The sequence below is a fragment of the Siccirubricoccus soli genome, assembly GCF_024178315.1.
Taxonomy (GTDB): Bacteria; Pseudomonadota; Alphaproteobacteria; order Acetobacterales; family Acetobacteraceae; genus Siccirubricoccus; species Siccirubricoccus soli.
Map to the genome: position 1 here is coordinate 1 of NZ_JAMZIK010000030.1, position 16,519 is coordinate 16,519.

General features: G+C 71.4%; 18 protein-coding genes. 9 read left to right on the plus strand and 9 right to left on the minus strand.

What is annotated here, in order from left to right; all coding sequences use genetic code 11:
• On the minus strand, window positions 1–597 hold a 597-nt coding region (locus tag NJ376_RS05330), incomplete at its 3' end, for a squalene/phytoene synthase family protein (protein WP_252952197.1).
• 180 nt (window positions 598–777) lie between these two features.
• Here NJ376_RS05330 and NJ376_RS05335 point away from each other — a divergent pair.
• Window positions 778–1,416: a superoxide dismutase gene (locus NJ376_RS05335; RefSeq protein WP_252952198.1), complete on the plus strand. Its 639-nt coding sequence runs from the start codon at window positions 778–780 to the stop codon at window positions 1,414–1,416.
• A 167-nt stretch (window positions 1,417–1,583) separates the two neighbouring features.
• Here NJ376_RS05335 and NJ376_RS05340 read toward each other — a convergent pair whose 3' ends face one another.
• From NJ376_RS05340 to yajC, 3 genes are all read right to left on the minus strand, one after another.
• Entirely contained in the window at window positions 1,584–2,186 is a 603-nt protein-coding gene (locus tag NJ376_RS05340) for a cysteine hydrolase family protein (RefSeq protein ID WP_252952199.1), read from the minus strand.
• Window positions 2,187–2,483: 297 nt separating this feature from the next.
• Window positions 2,484–2,885 carry a hypothetical protein gene (locus NJ376_RS05345; RefSeq protein WP_252952200.1) on the minus strand — a complete coding sequence of 134 codons (402 nt, stop codon included), beginning with the start codon at window positions 2,883–2,885 and terminating at the stop codon, window positions 2,484–2,486.
• 14 nt (window positions 2,886–2,899) lie between these two features.
• Window positions 2,900–3,241: a preprotein translocase subunit YajC gene (yajC, locus tag NJ376_RS05350; RefSeq protein WP_252952201.1), complete on the minus strand. Its 342-nt coding sequence runs from the start codon at window positions 3,239–3,241 to the stop codon at window positions 2,900–2,902.
• Window positions 3,242–3,326: 85 nt separating this feature from the next.
• On the opposite strand from yajC, the gene NJ376_RS05355 reads away from it, so the two are divergent.
• Together NJ376_RS05355 and NJ376_RS05360 are read left to right on the plus strand one after the other, a co-directional pair.
• Window positions 3,327–4,190 (plus strand): ATP-binding protein, encoded by an 864-nt coding sequence (locus NJ376_RS05355; protein ID WP_252952202.1) that lies wholly within the window; start codon window positions 3,327–3,329, stop codon window positions 4,188–4,190.
• A gap of 496 nt (window positions 4,191–4,686) precedes the next feature.
• Window positions 4,687–5,508, plus strand: a complete 822-nt coding sequence (locus tag NJ376_RS05360; protein ID WP_252952203.1) for a M10 family metallopeptidase C-terminal domain-containing protein — start codon at window positions 4,687–4,689, stop codon at window positions 5,506–5,508.
• A 103-nt stretch (window positions 5,509–5,611) separates the two neighbouring features.
• Here the strand turns inward: NJ376_RS05360 and NJ376_RS05365 are convergent, their stop codons facing one another.
• Window positions 5,612–7,435, minus strand: coding sequence for a type VI secretion system contractile sheath domain-containing protein (locus NJ376_RS05365; RefSeq protein WP_252952204.1), 1,824 nt, complete (start codon window positions 7,433–7,435; stop codon window positions 5,612–5,614).
• Window positions 7,436–7,603: 168 nt separating this feature from the next.
• On the opposite strand from NJ376_RS05365, the gene NJ376_RS05370 reads away from it, so the two are divergent.
• Window positions 7,604–8,563, plus strand: coding sequence for a hypothetical protein (locus tag NJ376_RS05370; protein WP_252952205.1), 960 nt, complete (start codon window positions 7,604–7,606; stop codon window positions 8,561–8,563).
• Between the two features lie 290 nt (window positions 8,564–8,853).
• Here the strand turns inward: NJ376_RS05370 and NJ376_RS05375 are convergent, their stop codons facing one another.
• Window positions 8,854–9,342, minus strand: coding sequence for a cupin domain-containing protein (locus tag NJ376_RS05375; RefSeq protein ID WP_252952206.1), 489 nt, complete (start codon window positions 9,340–9,342; stop codon window positions 8,854–8,856).
• A 77-nt stretch (window positions 9,343–9,419) separates the two neighbouring features.
• On the opposite strand from NJ376_RS05375, the gene NJ376_RS05380 reads away from it, so the two are divergent.
• Entirely contained in the window at window positions 9,420–10,013 is a 594-nt protein-coding gene (locus NJ376_RS05380) for a cysteine dioxygenase family protein (RefSeq protein WP_252952207.1), read from the plus strand.
• 228 nt (window positions 10,014–10,241) lie between these two features.
• Here the strand turns inward: NJ376_RS05380 and NJ376_RS05385 are convergent, their stop codons facing one another.
• The gene (locus NJ376_RS05385; RefSeq protein WP_252952208.1) at window positions 10,242–11,027 is read right to left on the minus strand and encodes an SDR family NAD(P)-dependent oxidoreductase; all 786 of its coding nucleotides are present in this window, start codon (window positions 11,025–11,027) and stop codon (window positions 10,242–10,244) included.
• A 112-nt stretch (window positions 11,028–11,139) separates the two neighbouring features.
• Here NJ376_RS05385 and NJ376_RS05390 point away from each other — a divergent pair, with 112 nt between their 5' ends.
• A complete protein-coding gene (locus NJ376_RS05390) occupies window positions 11,140–12,132 on the plus strand; it encodes a Bug family tripartite tricarboxylate transporter substrate binding protein (RefSeq protein ID WP_252952209.1) in 993 nt (330 codons plus the stop codon).
• Between the two features lie 3 nt (window positions 12,133–12,135).
• Window positions 12,136–12,462: a 2Fe-2S iron-sulfur cluster-binding protein gene (locus NJ376_RS05395; protein WP_252952210.1), complete on the plus strand. Its 327-nt coding sequence runs from the start codon at window positions 12,136–12,138 to the stop codon at window positions 12,460–12,462.
• Between the two features lie 159 nt (window positions 12,463–12,621).
• On the opposite strand, the gene NJ376_RS05400 is transcribed toward NJ376_RS05395, so the two are convergent.
• A complete protein-coding gene (locus tag NJ376_RS05400) occupies window positions 12,622–13,122 on the minus strand; it encodes a cupin domain-containing protein (RefSeq protein WP_252952211.1) in 501 nt (166 codons plus the stop codon).
• Between the two features lie 136 nt (window positions 13,123–13,258).
• Here NJ376_RS05400 and NJ376_RS05405 point away from each other — a divergent pair, with 136 nt between their 5' ends.
• Together NJ376_RS05405 and NJ376_RS05410 are read left to right on the plus strand one after the other, a co-directional pair.
• Complete coding sequence (locus NJ376_RS05405; RefSeq protein ID WP_252952212.1) at window positions 13,259–14,230, plus strand: TRAP transporter substrate-binding protein; 972 nt, start codon at window positions 13,259–13,261, stop codon at window positions 14,228–14,230.
• A 154-nt stretch (window positions 14,231–14,384) separates the two neighbouring features.
• On the plus strand, window positions 14,385–15,485 hold the full coding sequence (locus NJ376_RS05410; protein ID WP_252952213.1) for an acetoin utilization protein AcuC: 1,101 nt from the start codon (window positions 14,385–14,387) through the stop codon (window positions 15,483–15,485).
• Window positions 15,486–15,576: 91 nt separating this feature from the next.
• Here the strand turns inward: NJ376_RS05410 and NJ376_RS05415 are convergent, their stop codons facing one another.
• Window positions 15,577–16,518 (minus strand): sigma-70 family RNA polymerase sigma factor, encoded by a 942-nt coding sequence (locus NJ376_RS05415; protein ID WP_252952214.1) that lies wholly within the window; start codon window positions 16,516–16,518, stop codon window positions 15,577–15,579.
• Window position 16,519 lies beyond the last annotated feature (1 nt).

A 16,519-nucleotide genomic window follows, 5' to 3' on the forward strand; every position in this document is an offset into this window, starting at 1 on the left:
CGGGGCGTCGGGCGTCGCCACCACCGCCTCGGGCGTCAGCCCGGCCGCGGCCAGCGCCTCCTCCGGCAGCAGGCAGCGCCCCTGCGCCGCCATCGCCCCCACGCTGCGCAGCACGCCGGCCAGGCCATAGGCCGCACCGGCGGCCTGCAGCGCCGGCAGCAGCCCGGCCGGCGCGCCGAGGCTGCGCCCCGCCGCCACCGCGAATCCGCCCGCCGTGCCGCGCAGATAGGCCTGGAAGGCGGCCTCGCTCGGCAGCCCGCCCTCCTCTGCCTCGGCCTCCCGTCCATCCGCCATGGCGAGCAGCTCCTCGGGGGCGAAGGCGCCGGCGGCGATCGCCGCATGCAGCGGCCCCGCCACCTCATGCCGCCGCGGCGGGCGGCCCTCGGCGGCATGCTCCACCGCCTCGCGCCACCATTGCAGCCGCATCAGCGCGATCAGCGGCGTCCGCGCCGCCTCCCGCGCCCGGGCAAGCTCATGGTTGAAGCCGATCAGGGCGAAGATCGCCTCCCGCCGCGCAGGCGGCGCGAAGAGCGCGCAGAGGAATCGGTCGGGGTCGTGCCGCCGGGCGAATTCGGCGATCGGCGAAAGCTCGGCCATGGCGCCTTACAGCATCGATCCCGCGATATCGCCATCCCACCGCCGCGTCCCGGCGCCGCTGGCGCTGCCGCAGGCGGCGCGGTTGCTTGACGCGTCCCTGTACCCCGCTTAGCTCTTGCCGTGGCTCCCGGGCCCTGCCGCGCCGGGCGCGTCCGCACCCAAATCGAGGAGAGACAGCCCATGGCCTTCAGCCTGCCGCCGCTGCCCTATTCCACCAATGCCCTTGCCGGCCAGGGCATGTGCCAGGAAACGCTCGAGCTGCATCATGGCAAGCACCACAACGCCTATGTCGTGGCGCTGAACGGCCTGATCGAAAGCAAGGGCCTCCAGGGCAAGAGCCTCGAGACCATCGTCGCCGAAGCCGGCAAGGCCGGCGCGGACGGCCTGCCGGTGCTGAACCAGGCCGGCCAGCACTGGAACCACATCCTGTTCTGGCAGGTGATGTCGCCGAAGGGCGGCGGGGACAAGCTGCCGGGCACGCTGGCCGCGAAGATCGACCAGGATCTCGGCGGCCTCGCCCAGTTCAAGGAGGCCTTCAAGCAGGCCGGCGTGACGCAGTTCGGCTCCGGCTGGGCCTGGCTGATCATCGCCCCGGACGGCAAGCTGAAGGTGACAAAGACGCCGAACGGCGCCAACCCGATCTCCACCGGCGAGGGCACCCCGATCCTCGGCGTGGATGTGTGGGAGCACGCCTATTACCTGGACTTCCGCAATGTCCGCCCGAACTACCTCGACAATTTCCTGAACAAGCTGGTGGATTGGGAAGTGGTCGAGACCCTGCTGAAGCAGGGCGGCCTGAAGTCCGGCCAGAGCGCCTGATCCATGCCCCATGACGCCGCGCAAGCGGCGCCATGGGGGCCACGGAGGCGCTGGCGTCCCAGGCCTCGCACAGCCTGAAGCGGCGAAGCCGCCTCAGGCTGCCGCGCGGCCCAGGTGACCGGCCACGCAGGACATGGGAGAGGCGCCCGGGCGACCGGGCGCCTTTTTCATGCGCCGGTGATGGTGCCCACCGGCGCGACGATGGCGAAGCGGTCCGCCAGCTCCGCCAGCGCGGCGCGGTGCAGCGCGGCGCCGGAGAGGGGCGGGCCGCCCAGCGGGTCCGGCAGGGCGCGCGTCGCGCAGGCATCCGCCGCCACCGTCACCCGCCAGCCGAGGTCGAGCGCGGCGCGGGCCGTGCTGCTGATGCACATATGCGTCTGGAAGCCGGCCAGGATCAGCTCCTTCCGTCCCGTCGCCGCCAGCGCGTCCTGCAGCCCGGTCTGGGCGAAGGCGTTGGGCAGCGGCTTCTCGATCACCGCCTCCCCGGGCGCCGGCGCCGCTTCCGGCAGGATGGCGCCGCCCGCCGCCGCGCGGTCGAACAGGCTGCCGGCCCGGCCCTTATGGGCGATGTGGATGACCGGCGTGCCGGCGGCACGGGCGGCGGCCAGCAGGGCGGCCAGCCGCTGCATGGCCGGGCCGATGCCCTCCAGCGGCAGCTTGCCCTCGCGGTACTCGCCCTGGGCATCGACGACGACCAGGGCGGAATCGGCCAGGCGCGCGGGCGCCTGTGGCGCACCGGCCATCTGCAGCAGGGTCTTGGGTTCGCTCATGGACGCGGTTCCTTCGTGACGGGACCGCAGCATGGCGCGACGGCAGCGCCGGAACCACCCATCGCAAGCGCATGCCAAGCCATGCACTCGGCGCGGAACGAAGCCGAACGGCCTCGCCCGGCGCCTGCCCCGCCCCTGCGCGACGCCCCGCGATGGCGTGTGCCGACCGGCATGATGGCCGCGATGGTCCTGGTCATGCGGCGAGCGGCGAGCGGCGAGCGGCGAGCGGCAGCATTGCCTGGGAGCCGGCGTTGCCGGGAACCCCGCGGCCGCCGGAAGCGACATCGCGGCATCGGCTCACTCCGGACGCAACCCTTCGCTGAAATCGGCGAAGGGCGCTGCCAGCTCCGGCGGCCACTGCGTGCTGCGCGGGGAGAGATAGACCGGCTGCCCATCCACCAGCAGGAAGAGCACGAGCTGCTCCTGCTTGGTCTCGAAGGCGAGGAAGAGGCCGCGCCGCCCCTCCCGTCCCCAGCCGACGAGCCAGTGCTCCCCCACCAGGGCGATCGGCGGCCCCGGCAGGCGCAATCCTTCATAGACATGCTGCTGCCGGCCGCGCGCGGCGTTGCGCAGCAGCACCCGCACCGCCGGGTGCGCCGCCAGCGCCACCATGTCGGCGCCGATCAGCGAGGTCAGCGGCGCTTCCTGCGCCGCCGCCGGCAGGGCGGCGAGGGACGCCAGCAGGACCCGGCGGAGCATCGCCGGGGCCTGCATCACCCCTTGGCCGGGTCGTTGGCGGCGGCGGGCTTGAAGATGTCCGTGATCGTCGCCCGCAGCACGCTGACGCGGACATTGGGGGCGATCTCCACCTCCACCTCGTCCACGCCGTCCTTCACCTTGGTCACGGTGGCGATGATGCCGCCGGAGGTCAGCACCCGGTCGCCGCGCTTCAGCGCGCTCAGCAGGGCGCGGTGCTCCTTCTGCTTCTTCTGCTGCGGCCGGATCAGCAGGAAGTAGAAGACGCCGAAGATCAGGATCAGCGGCAGGATCTGCATGACCATGGCCATGCCGCCGCCGGCAGCGGCATCCTGGGCGTAAGCGGGGGAGATGAACATCCCGGGCGATTTCCTTGTGCTTCCGGCTTGCCGTGACCGGCGGGGGCAAACTAGCTTCCGGCCCCCTCCCGTCAAGTGCGACCGAATGCCCGAGAACCCTGCCGAGATTGCCCTGCTCACCCGCATCGCCGAGGCGCTGGAGCGCCTGGCCCCACCCCCGCCCCCGCCGCCGGTGCCGGAGGGCGCGGATGCCTTCGTCTGGCATCCGGAACCCCGGCCCCATCTGGCGCCGGTACCGCGCGTCGCCCGCGTCGGCCTTTCGCTGCTCCAGGGCATCGACCGCCAGCGCGACCTGCTGCTGGCGAACACGCTGCGCTTCGCCGCCGGCCTCCCGGCGAACAACGTCATGCTCTGGGGCGCCCGGGGGATGGGCAAGTCCTCCCTGGTCAAGGCCGCGCATGCCGCGGCCAACGAACAGCACCCCGGCAGCCTGGCGCTGATCGAGATCCACCGCGAGGACATCCGCACCCTGCCGGAGCTGCTGAACGCCCTGCGCGCCCAGCCCCGCCGCTGCCTGGTGTTCTGCGACGACCTGTCCTTCGAGAAGGAGGACCAGGACTACAAGGCGCTGAAGAGCGTGCTGGATGGCGGCATCGAGGGCCGGCCGCCCAACGTGCTGTTCTACGCGACCTCCAACCGCCGCCACCTGATGCCGCGCGACATGATCGAGAATGAGCGCAGCACGGCGATCAACCCGAGCGAGGCGACGGAGGAGAAGGTCTCCCTCAGCGACCGCTTCGGCCTCTGGATCGGCTTCCACAATTGCGATCAGCCGACCTATTTCGCCATGGTCGAGGGCTATGCCGCGGCGCTCGGCATCGCCCTGCCGGCGGAGGAGATCCGGCGGCAGGCGAATGAGTGGTCGGTGACCCGCGGCGGCCGCTCCGGACGCGTCGCCTGGCAGTTCATCCAGGACCTGGCGGGGCGCGAGGGCAAGCTGATCGGCTGAGCCCCGCCCCCCGGTGCCGCCTGGGGACGTCCGGCGCCGCCGCCGGCGCAATCCCGGCCTTGGCCGCAGTGACCTCCCGGGCGGCGGGCTGAGGCTACTTGGCCGGGCCGTGCATGGCGCGGCCGGTGAGGCGGCCCAGCCACCGCCCCTGGAGCGTTTTCGGTCCACATGCGTTCACCGAAAACGTTCCACCTTTATTCGCAGGGCAGATTCACGCCTTCGGGCGATGCCGCCCTACGGCGATCCGCTCTAGACGGCCCGGCCTTCACGCGGGCTCTCTCCTTCCGCCGCCCCGCGACAGTGGGGCGGCATCCGGTCCGCACATCTCACCTCCGACGGGATACCGGCATCCTGCCGCGGCCTTGGTGGCGCAGGCGGAGCCTATTCGGATCGGTTTCCTTTCCAGCAACTAGACTCTCGACTTCGTGCAATGCGCCAGCGGACCGTCATCTATAGGTTGGTTTTGCCTACTAAATACCAAACCTAAAGGAATATTATGCCGCTGCGCCCCATCCTCGGTGGAAGCCTTGCCGACCTCATCCACGGCTCCGCCCAGGCGGAAGACATCCGCGCCGGGGCCGGGGACGACACCATCCTCGGCGACGGCCCGGACGGGCCGCATCCCTGGATCTCCGGCGAGCCCTACATTTCGCCGACCATCCTGGGCAATGTGATCCATGCCGGACCCGGCAACGACCTCGTCTGGTCCGGCTACGGGGCCGATAGCGTGGCAGGCGCGAACGGCGACGACCTGATCCATGGCTGGGGCGTGCTGACCCCGCTCGATCCCTACCGCGATGCCTATCGCGAGGGCTATGCGCGGGATGCCGATCTCGGCGACCGGCTTTCCGGCGAGGGCGGCAACGACACCCTCCTCGGCGGCGGCGGCGACGACCTGCTCTCCGGCGGCGCGGGCCAGGACGTGCTGGAGGGCGGCGTCGGCCAGGACAGGCTGGCGGGCGGCGACGGCGCCGACCGCTTCGTCTTCGGCAAGCTGGACGGGCGGCCGAGGCTGCCGGTGCTGGACATCCGGGATGACGTCGTCACGGATTTCACCCATGGCGTGGACAAGATCGACTTCACCGCCCTGGCCACGGTGCTGCCGGGCGTGGCCGTCGATGTGCTGGGGCCGGACGCCGCCTTCACCGACGCCACCCACATCCAGCTCCGGACGACCCAGGCCGGCGGGGAGACGCTGCTGGAGCTCTGGGTGCCGCTGCAGTTGCAGGCGCCGGGCACGGTCCCGATGGGGCCGAGCCATGTGATCCACCTGCAGGGCGCGCCGGAGGTCACCGCCGCGGACCTGCTCTTCGCCTGAGCCCTGGCCCGGGGCCGGCCGGAATTCCGGCAGGCCCCGGGCGACGCCGGCGACCGGGAGGCGGCGCCTCCCGGCGGGGCTGCCAGCGGGCCGGCCCCTCCCCCTACTTCAGCGACGCCAGCAGCGCGTCCAGATCCGGCTCCGTCGCATCGGACTCCGCGGGCGGCGGGGGTGCCGGCGGGGCGCTGAGGCTGGCCAGCAACGCATCCAGATCGTCCTCCGGCGCCGCGGCAGGCGCCGGTTCGGCTTCGACGGCCGCCGCAGGCTCCGGGGCGGGCGCGGGCGGTGCCGCATCCAGGCTGGCCAGCAGCGCGTCCAGATCCTCCTCGGCCGGCGGGGCGGCAGGGGCGGCGGGCTCCAGCGCCGGGGCGGACTCCGCCGCGGCCGCCGGCGCGGGCTCCGGCGCCGGCGCCGTGCCGCCGCTGGCCGGGCTCCGCTCCGCGACCGGCGCCCAGAAGCCGGCGATGGGCCGGCCGGCCAGGGCGTTGAAGCTCGCCAGCCGCACCTCCGGCCGGCCGCGCAGGCTGACCAGCGGCATCACCTTGTAGCTGGCGACGCCCACCGCCTGCCGCTCGCTCCAGTGCCGCTCCGTGCAGGGCAGCGGCACCTGGTCGCCCTCCGGGTCGGTGTAGAGGAAATAGGGCATGTCATTGGCCGACATGACGCTGCCGAGCTTCAGCTTGGCACCGCTGCGCAGCCAGGTCTCCGCCAGCAGGAAGCCGACCATCACCGCCGGATTGCCCCAGAGCATGGTGCCGAGCCCGCCCTGGCGGGTGAATTCCTCGAAGGCGAAGCTGTCGATCGGCTCCGACTTCTTCCCGTAGGGCATGCGCAGCAGGAAGCGCGGCGCCGCGAGGCCGATATAGGCCGCCTCCGGCGCCGCCTGCAGCGCGCCCCAGGCCTCCTTGATGAGCGGGTGCTGCTCGGCGAAGGGCATGCCGAAGCTGTCGGCGCCAATCTGCGCCAGGAAGGGGCAGTTGGCCGCGGCGCAGAGCCGCGCCAGCCGGCCCAGCAGCTCGGCATGCGGCGGCGCCAGCTCGAAGCCGTAGAGGCCGATGATGGCGGAGAGCGGCCCCTGATGCGCATCCAACGCCGGGGCCTCGACCATCAGCCCGTAGAGCCCGCTCTCCTCGAGCTTGTCGGAGGCGGCGAGGTCGGCGGCGAGTTCCTCGGCGGAGATGTCGTAGAGGACGATCTCCATCCTGTGGCTGGTCTCGATGCGGCGGACCAGGAAGTCGATGCTGCGCCAGGTGGCCTCCAGCGCCTGGAAATCCGGATGGTGCAGGAGGCTGCGCATGGCGGCGGAGAGCGCCTGGTCCACCCGCGCGACAAGCTGGTCCTGCCGACTGTCCCTGCCTGGGACAATATGGCTGCCGACGAGGCGGCGGATCCAGTCCTCCACCGAGGCCTCGGCCGCCGGCGCCAGGCGTTTGCCCCCGGTCAGCCGGGCGAAATCATCCAGCTTCCGGTCGGTGGCGATGGCGGTGGCCTGGGATTTCACCCGGGGCGGCGGCGGCAGGGGCCCCTCCCCGCCCCAGGCCAGCACCTCCTTCGCCGCGCGGTCGAAGCTCGCCCGGTTCATCAGCCGCTTGCGCAGGTCGGAGAGGGCGTCGAAGACCTCGACCTTGTCGAAGAGCTGGTCGGGGTGGAAATCCTCGATCTCGGCGAAGTCGAGCGCCACCGCCCCGCCCTCCGGCCCGATGGGCAGGGAGAGCTTCAGCTTCATCCGCGCCATCACATCGTCGAGATTATCGACATCCACCTTGATGGGCTTGCGGGCGGCGAGCTTCGCCCCGGTCTCCAGCAGCCCGGCATTGGCGCGGCCTGAAAAATCGCCGAAGACCGCCAGGCGGAACTTCTGCACCGGCCCGGTGGCCCGCGGCGCCCTGTTCAGGCTGCCGAAATTCACCGCATATTCCATCGCCATTACCCGCCACGCCCCCCATCGCCGCCGATCCCGGCCGTTCCGGAAAGGCTAACATCTTGCGGCTAAGTTGAATATCGTTGGCACCATGACACTGCCACGGCACAATGCGGGGCCGGAACATGGCAGGGGCGCCCGGGACGGGGCGCCGGCGGCCGGAGGGATACGGGCATGGCTGGACCGAATATCGGCATGGATATCGACAAGCTGAAGCAACTGCTCCGGCTGTCGAAGAAGGAACCGATGAACTGCGCCGTCGCGGGCAATTCCGCGGATGCCAGCATGGCCTTCATCCTGCTGGACAAGGTGAAGGCGCCGAAAGCGGTCAGCGCCATGCTCGACAAGGAGAACCCGAAGAACTTCAACCTTCGCTGGGGCACCGCCGTCGTCGATACCGATATCGACCCGAAGCTCGTGACGTTCACGCTGAACAAGAACGTCACCGGCATGGCCAAGAAGCTGAAGAAGACGCTGAAGGGCACCGGCTACACCAAGGTCGTCATCAATTTCGAGGACGGCACCTCGGATGCCGACATGGAGGAGGGCGAGGCCGGCGCGCCGCCGCCGCCCTCCGGCGCCCAGCCCGGCACCATCCCGCCCGCCCCGCCGCCACCGCCCGGGCCGAACCTCGGCACCACGCCCCCGCCCTCCCCGGACTCCGAGGAGACCGGGACGGAGGCGGAGGCGGAGGAAGAGCCAACGACCTCCTCCAGCGCGCCGCCGGCGAGCGAGGAGGTGAAGGCGAAGCATGTCCAATCCGCCCGGGCCTGGATCACCGCCCGCACCAACATCCAGGGCGAGATCGACAAGCTGAAGGCCGAGCTTCTGAAGACCTATCAGGGCCAGGAGATCGTCGCCGAGATCGAGAAGGCCTATCTGGCCAAGGTCAAGTCGGTGACCGACGCCTTCGACCTGGCGCTGGCGGTGAAGCTCAACGAGGCTTCGAAGGCCGGCGATGCAGCGGCGCAGCAGAAGCTGGGCCAGGAGGCCAAGGCGATCGCCACGAATTACGTGAAATTCGTCACCTCCGACCCGCTGGTGAAGGATCTGGACGAGAACCCCTTCGTCCCGCTCGGCATCCGCGCCAGCGTCATCGCCACGCTGAAGCAGGTGAGCGAGAACCTGAAGTGATCCTCTCCGAGGCCACGCGGCCCCGGACGATTGAGGGCGGCGCGAAGTGGGGCCGGCCAAGCCAGCTTGGCTGCCCGCTTGGCTAGGCTGCCCCTGCCCCGTTCCGCCAGCTGGCCCGCCCGGGGGTGCTTGGCGTCGAGGTTGCGGCGTGCCAGGACGGCGCCGTCCCTGGCGGGTCCGGCCACCTACTACAGGGGGGCGGTCGGGCGTTGCTTGCCTAGCCCGCTCCGGCCTCCGGTTTGGTCGCTTTAGTCACGGCGCGGCTCGATCCGGGTTCAACCGGTCGCGCCCTACCCCTCCAGATCCGGCCAAGACTTCCCGGTCAGCGGCTCGCAAGGCGGGTCCGGGGTGGCGGTGATGGCGGCGATGGCCGCATCATGCAGCCGCTTCTCGGCGTGGTACTCCTCCGGCTCCTGCCCCGCCGGATAGGCGCCAACCACCAGCAGGTCGTCGCTGGCGCCGAGGTTGCGGTGGCCGACCCCGGCCGGCAGCGCCACCACGTCGCCGGCCTGTAGCTCCAGCACCTGTCCCTGCTCCCCGCCCAGCTGCACCCGCACCCGGCCCCGGGCGATCGCCAGCGCCTCATGCGCATTCGGGTGGTAGTGGTGGTAGGGATGGATGCCGTTGCGCCAGGCGGGCGGCCAGCCATGGGCGGCGAAGCACGCTTCGGCCGCCTCCGGCTCCCCGGGCGGCAGGGCGGCGCGCCAGAGCAGGGCGGGCAGGCGGGGGTTGTTCGGCACCACGCCGTCATCCGGCAGCAGCAGGGTTTCCGGGTCCATTTGAGCCTCCGCAATGCGCCAACGGCGGAAGCGTGGCATGGTTCGCGCCGGAACGAGCGACGGAGGGAGGCAGGCGCATGGCCGGCGTGGCGAAGCTCAGGGATTTCGTGCGGGGCATGACCCGGCTGGCCGAGGCCGAGGCGGCCGAGGAGCGCTGGGTGGCGGAAGGCGGGGCGCTGCTCGGCCGGCTGGTGGCGGAGGATGACTGGCTGCCGGAGGACTACGCCATCCCCGGCCCCAGCTACCGCCAATACCTGCTGCATTGCGATCCGCTGGAGCGGTTCTGCGTCGTCAGCTTCGTCTGGGGTCCGGGGCAGAAGACGCCGCTGCATGACCACCTGGTCTGGGGCCTGGTCGGCATGCTGCGCGGCTCCGAGATCTCCACCCCCTACCTGCCCGGCAGCCCCATGCAGGCGGGGGAGAAGGAGGTTCTGACCCCCGGCCAGGTGGCGGCGGTCAGCCCGCAGCTCGGCGACCTGCATGTGGTGGAGAATGCCTATGCCGACCGCGCCAGCATCAGCATCCACTGCTATGGCGGCAATATCGGCGCCATCCTGCGCCATACCTACGACCCCGCGACGGGGACGCAGAAGCGCTTCATCTCCGGCTACACCAACAGGATGGTGCCCAATCTCTGGGACCGCAGCCTGGAGCTGCGGCCGGCGCAGTAGGGCGCCGGACGTCCTGGTTGACCGAGGCGGGCTTATGCCCGCGCTCGACCCCGGGCCAGGAGGCTGCGTTCAGGTCAAGGGCGAAGCCGCGCGAGGGGCGATGCCGCCTTGCGGCATCCTTGACCGGAGAACCGCCCGATATCCGTCGCGAACAACCGCCTCCGACCGTGCCGCAGGCGCCTCGCGGCGCCTTCGGCCAGCCGCCCGGGACGCGGCTGCGCGCCGGCTTCAGTACAGCGCGTAGCCGCCATCGATCACCAGCGTGTCGCCCGTATGGAAGGCGCTGGCGCTGCTCATCAGGTACATGGCGATGCCGCCGAAATCCGCCCCGGTGCCCCAGCGCCGCATCGGCACGCGCGGCAGGACGTTGCTGGCGAATTTCGGGTCGGCGACGGCGCGCGCGGTCATCTCCGTCTCGATCCAGCCCGGCAGGATGCTGTTGGCGCGGATGCCGTAGCGGGCGAGTTCCACCGCCAGCGCCCGCACCATGGCGACCATGCCGCCCTTGGAGGCGCCGTAATGCTCATTGCGTGCCGCCCCCTCGATGGCGGCGAGCGAGGCGGTGCCGACCAGCACCCCGCCCTTGTCCCCCGTCTCCGCCCTCTCCTTCATATGCCGCGCGGCGGCGCGGAAGGTGAGGAAGGCGCCGGTCAGGTTCACCTGCAGCACCCGCTCCCATTGCTCCAGCGTGCGCTCCAGGAAGGGGCCGGAGCGGCCGCCAGAGATGCCGGCATTGGCGAAGCAGCCATCGACGCGGCCGAGCACCCGGAGCGTCTCGGCGAAGGCCGCCTCCACCGCAGCCTCCTGCGTCACGTCGCATTCCAGGGCCAGGATGCGCCGGCCGGTCGTCTCCAGCCGCGCCTTGGCGGCGGCGTTCTTCGCCGCATTGGTGCCCCAGATGGCGATGTCGGCGCCCGCCTGCGCCATGGCCTCCGCCATGCCGAGGCCGATGCCGCCATTGCCGCCGGTGACGAGGGCCACCTTGCCGGTCAGGTCGAAGGGCGCGTAGGGCATTGGGCGTTTCTCCATCTCTCGCGGCGCAGACTGCACCGCCCGGCCCGGGCTTGAAAGCCGGGGCGTGCCGCCGCAGGCTGGCGGCAAGCATCAACAGAATTCCGGAGGAACCATGCAGATCGCCCGCCGCGGCCTCGCCGCGCTGATGCTGACGCCGCTTGCCCAGCGCCTGGCCCGCCCCGCCCTCGCCCAGTCCGCCTGGCCGGAGCGGCCGATCCGCCTCGTCGTCCCCTTCGGCGCCGGCGGCAACCTCGATACGCTGATCCGCATCGTCTCCCCCAGCATGTCGCAGCGCCTGGGCCAGCCGGTGGTGGTGGAGAACCGGCCGGGCGCCGGCGGCAATCTCGGCACGGAGAACGTCGCCCGCGCGGCGCCGGACGGCTATTCCATCCTGGTCGGCTCCAACGGCGCGCTGGTGAACAACCCGCTGCTGATGGCGCGGCTGCCCTTCGACCCCGCGCGCGATTTCGCGCCCATCGGCCTCGGCTTCCGCACGCCGAACGTGCTGGTGGTGGCGCCGCGCTTCCCGGCGCAGACGCTGCCGGACTTCGTCGCCTATGCCAAGGCGCGGCCGGGCCAGGTGGCCTGCGCCTCGGCCGGCACCGGCACCACCAACCATCTGCTGATCGAGCTGCTGAACGCCGCGACCGGCGCCGGGCTGCTGCACGTCCCCTACCGCTCCAGCGGCGCCGCGACGCCGGACATGTTGAGCGGCGCGCTGGCCTCCTCCATGGACCAGATCACCACCGCCCTGCCGCAGCACCGGGACGGCGCCCTGAAGATGATCGGCATCGGGCTGCCGGAGCGGCTGGCGAGCCTGCCGGAGGTGGCGTCCTTTGCCGAGGTGGGGCTGGAGAATGGTGGTCTCACCTCCTTCATCGGGCTATTGGCCCCGGCCGGGACGCCGGCGGGGCCGATCGCGAAGATCCAGGCAGCCTTCAGCGCGGCGCTGGCGGACCCGGCCCTGCGCCAGCGGATCGAGGCGATCGGCAACCTGATCGCCAAGCCCGAGGAGCAGACGCCGGAAGGCTTCAACCGGGTGATCGAGTCGGAGCGCATCCTTTCCCGCCGTGCGGTCCAATTGGCGGGGCTGAAACCGGAGTAGCGCATGGTGCGGGTGGCGTTCGTGACGCCGGAGGGCGAGCGGCGGGAAGTGGTCTCGGCGGGCGAGGCGACGCTGATGCACCTGGCGGTGCGGGAGGATGTGCCGGGCCTGCCGGCGGAATGCGGCGGGCAACTCGCCTGCGCCACCTGCATGGTGGTGGTGGCGCCGGAGTGGCGGGACCGCGTGGGGCCGCCCGGCGAGGATGAGCGGGACATGATCGAGGACGCGCTGGGTGAGGTGCCGGAGGGGATGCGGCTGTGCTGCCAGGTGCCCTTGAGAGCGGAGCTGGACGGGTTGGAGGTCAGGGTGCCGTCTCAGCCGGGGTATTGAGGGAGGGCTCTGCCCTCCCTCAAGCTCCCGCCCGCAAAGGGCCGAAGGGCCCTTTGAACCCTTGAGTTGGCAGGTTCAACCGTCGGGTCTGAAACTCACGGTTTCCAAAGGCCCTTCGGCCTTTGGCAGGGGAGCACGAGGGGGACGGCGTCCCCCTCGTCACCGAGGCAGGGTCCCGAACACCGTCTCCGCCTCGATCTGCCGCACATTCTCCGGCCGCGGGAAGGGCGAAGGCGCCGGCTCGCCGGGCCGGCGCTCCCGCCCGATGCGCGCGAAGAAGGTCTCCAGCCCGCCCGGCATGATGACCCAGCAGAAGGTCAGCGGCCCCGCGCCCGTATTGTGGAAGCTGTGCGCCCGGCTGCGCGGGAAGAAGAAGATGCCGCCCGGCTTCATCGGGTGCACCGCGCCCTCGATATGCGCCTCGCCCTCCCCCTCCAGCACGAAGATCACCTCCTCATTCGCGTCGTGCAGGTGTTCCCGCACATGGCAGCCGGGGGCGACGGTCTGGGTGCCCATGGCGAAGGGCGTCTCGCTGCCGGTGCTCGCCTGGTCCAGCAGGCAGCGGACGAAGCCATTGGCCGGCACAGGCTGCCAGTAGCTCGGCGCCTCCTCCGGCTGGCGGATGACGAGGCGGGCGGGGCTGGGGCTGGCATCGGGCATGGCGGCCTCCTCGGCGCCGAGCATGGCCGGCCCGCGCCACCGCAAGCAAGCCTTGCAGCCCCGGTCCGGGCGTGAAACGCTCCCCTCCAGGGAAGGCGCTACCACGGCCGAAAAGAGCCCGGGGAGACTCCACGCTATGCTGTTGCGCTTGCTGCTCGCCCTCGCCCTTGCCTGCACCGCCCTGCCGGCGGCGGCGCAGACCCGCTGGGTGATGGCCACGCCCTATGCCGAGAATTTCCACACCATCAACATCCGCCAGTTCATCGCCGATATCGAGAAGGCGACGAATGGCGGCCTCGTCATCCAGCTCCACAGCAACGCCACCCTGCTGCCCATGGGGCAGATCAAGCGGGGCGCGCAGACCGCGCAGGTGCAGCTCGGGGAGATCCTGCTCTCCGCCTATGCCAACGAAGATCCGTTCTTCGAGGTGGATGGCGTCCCCTTCCTCGCCTGGACCTGGCCGCAGGCCGAGGCGCTGAACACCGCCACCGAGCCCTATATCCGCACCCGGCTGGAGCGCCAGGGCCTGACCCTGCTCTACATGGTGCATTGGGACGCCCAGGGCTTCTACTCCCGCACCCCGATCCAGAGCCTCGCGGAGCTGCGCGGCACCCGCTTCCGCGCCTACAACAACGTCACCTCCCGGATGGCGGAGCTGATGGGCGCGACGCCGGTGACGGTGCAGCTGGCCGAGGTCAGCCAGGCCTTCGCCACCAATGTGATCAACACCATGTTCACCTCGGCGCAGAGCGGCGTCTCCACCACCGCCTGGGACTTCACCCGCTACTGGTACAATGTCGGCGGCATGCGCACACGCAACGCCGTCTTCGCCAATACCCGCGCGCTGATGGCGCTGGACCCAACCACGCGCAACGCCATCCTCGCCGCCGCCACCGCTGCGGCGGAGCGGGGGAAGGAGATGGCGAAGCAGGCGGAGATCACCCAGTCCGAGCGGCTGCGCAGCCAGGGTATGCAGCTCCCGACACCCTCCGACCAGATGATGGGCGAGCTGCGAAGCATCGGGGAGACGTTGACCGCCGAATGGGCCCAGCGGGCGGGGCCGGAGGGCGTGCAGATGCTGGAGCGCTACCGCGCCGCCCTGCGCTGACGGCGGCAGAGCAAATTCCCGCCTCCGGGCGCTGCCGCCCTGCGGCGATCTGCGGTCATGGTTGCAGGGCAGATTCACGCCTCCGGGCGCTGCCGCCCTGCGGCGATCTGCCCTGGCGCCTTGCGGCCGGCGGGGGCGGTGGCATATCCGCCGCATGCCCCCGTTCCTCATCGGCTCGGAGATCTACCGCCACTCCTCCTACGGGCCGAAGCATCCGCTGGCCATCCCCCGCGTCTCCACCGCGCTGGACCTGATCGCGGCGCTGGGCTGGCTGCCGGAGGGCGGCTGGATCGAGGCGCCGCGCGCCACGCCCGAGCAGCTCACCCGTTTCCACACGCCGGACTACGTCGCCGCCCTGCAGCGCGCCGAGGCGACGCAGCAGGTGAGCCCGGAGGAGCGCGCCCGCCACCATCTCGGCGCCCATGGCAACCCGATCTACCGGGAGGTCTTCTCCCGCCCCGCCACTTCGGCCGGCGGCACCATGCTGGCGGCGCGGCTGACGGCGCAGGGCGGCCAGGCCCATGCCCCCGGCGGCGGGCTGCATCACGGCATGCGGGACCGCGCCAGCGGCTTCTGCTTCGTCAATGACGCGGCGCTCGGCCTGCTGGAATGGCTGGAGGCCGGGCTCGACAACATCCTCTATGTCGATATCGACGCGCATCATGGCGACGGCGTGGAACTCGCCTTCGCCGAAGATCCGCGCGTTTTCACCCTCTCGGTGCATGAGGACGGGCGCTGGCCACGGACCGGCCGGGTGGAGGACCGGGCGGGCGGTGCCGCGCGCAACCTGCCCGTGCCACCCGGCTTCAACGACAGCGAGATGCTCTGGCTGCTGCACCGGGCGATCCTGCCGCTCGCGGAGCGGCTGCGGCCCCAGGCCATCATGCTGCAAGGCGGGGCGGATGCGCTGGAGGAAGACCCGCTCTCCCGCCTCGCCCTCTCCAACAACGCGCACTGGCAGGTGGTGGAGGCGCTGAAGGCGATGGCGCCGCGCTTCGTCCTGCTGGGCGGCGGCGGCTACAACCCCTGGTCCGTGGCGCGCTGCTGGGCGGGCGCCTGGGGCACGCTGAACGGCTTCGCAATCCCGGAGCGCCTGCCGCCGGCGGCGGAGGAGGTGCTGCGCGCCCTCACCTTCCATCGCGCCGCGGGGCGCAACCCGCCGGAGCACTGGTTCACCACGTTGCGCGACGTGCCGCGGCCGGGGGTGGTGCGGGCGGCGGTGCAACGGGTGGCGGCGGCGGCGTTGCGCGATTGAGGGGAGCTCTGCTCCCCTCAAACACCCCTCGCCAAAGGCCGAAGGGCCTTTGGCAACCATGAGTTCAGGCCCCGCGGTTCAACCTGCCGACTCAAGGGTGCCAAGGGCCCTTCGGCCCTTGGCGGTGGGAGTCCGAGGGAGGCAGCGCCTCCCTCGGCACCACCGCCGAAACCGCCCCCAATTTCTCCGGATTCCGCACGATATAGATCGCCGTGATCCGCCCCTCGCTGATCTCCAGCGCCGTGCTCTGCGGCAGCCCGTCCGGCTCCAGCGTGATGAAGCCCGGCAGCCGGTTGATCCGCCCCATATGCAGCAGCTTGCCCGGCGCATGCTTCCGCGCCAGCCCGGCGAAGAAGCGCCCTACCTTGGCCGCGCCGAGGATGAGGTTCCGTGCCGCCGGCCGGATGCCGCCGCCATCCGTGTGCAGCACCACGTCCTTCGCCAGCAGCGAGGCCAGCGCCGCCTCGTCGCCATCCTGCATGGCCGCCAGGAAGGCCTCGCTGATCCGCCGCGCCTCCGCCTCCGGCACCGAATGGCGCGGCGTGCTCTCCGCCAGATGCGCCCGCGCCCGCTCCGCCAGCTTGCGGCAGCCCGCCTCGGTCCGGTGCAGCAGTCGGGCGATCTCGGCGAAGGGCGTCTCGAACAGATCGTGCAGGATGAAGACGGCGCGCTCGGCCGGGCTCAGCCGCTGCAGGGTCAGCAGGAAGGCCACGGAAAGGTCCTGCGCGCGCGCCGCGGCGGCGAGCTGCGGCGCCTCCGAATCGTCCGGCACCGGCTCCGGCAGCCAGGGGCCCACATACTCCTCCCGCCGATGGCGGGCGGATTTCAGGTGGTCCAGGCTCAGCCGGGCCGTCGCCTTCAGCAGCCAGGCGCGCGGCACCTCGATCGCCGTACGGTCGGCCGCCTGCCAGCGCAGGAAGGCCTCCTGCGCGATGTCCTCCGCCGTCGCATAGGACCCCGTCATGCGGTAAGCGAGCCCGACTAGCTCGCGCCGCAGCGGCAGGTAGTCCGCGACGGCATCGGACCGTTGCATG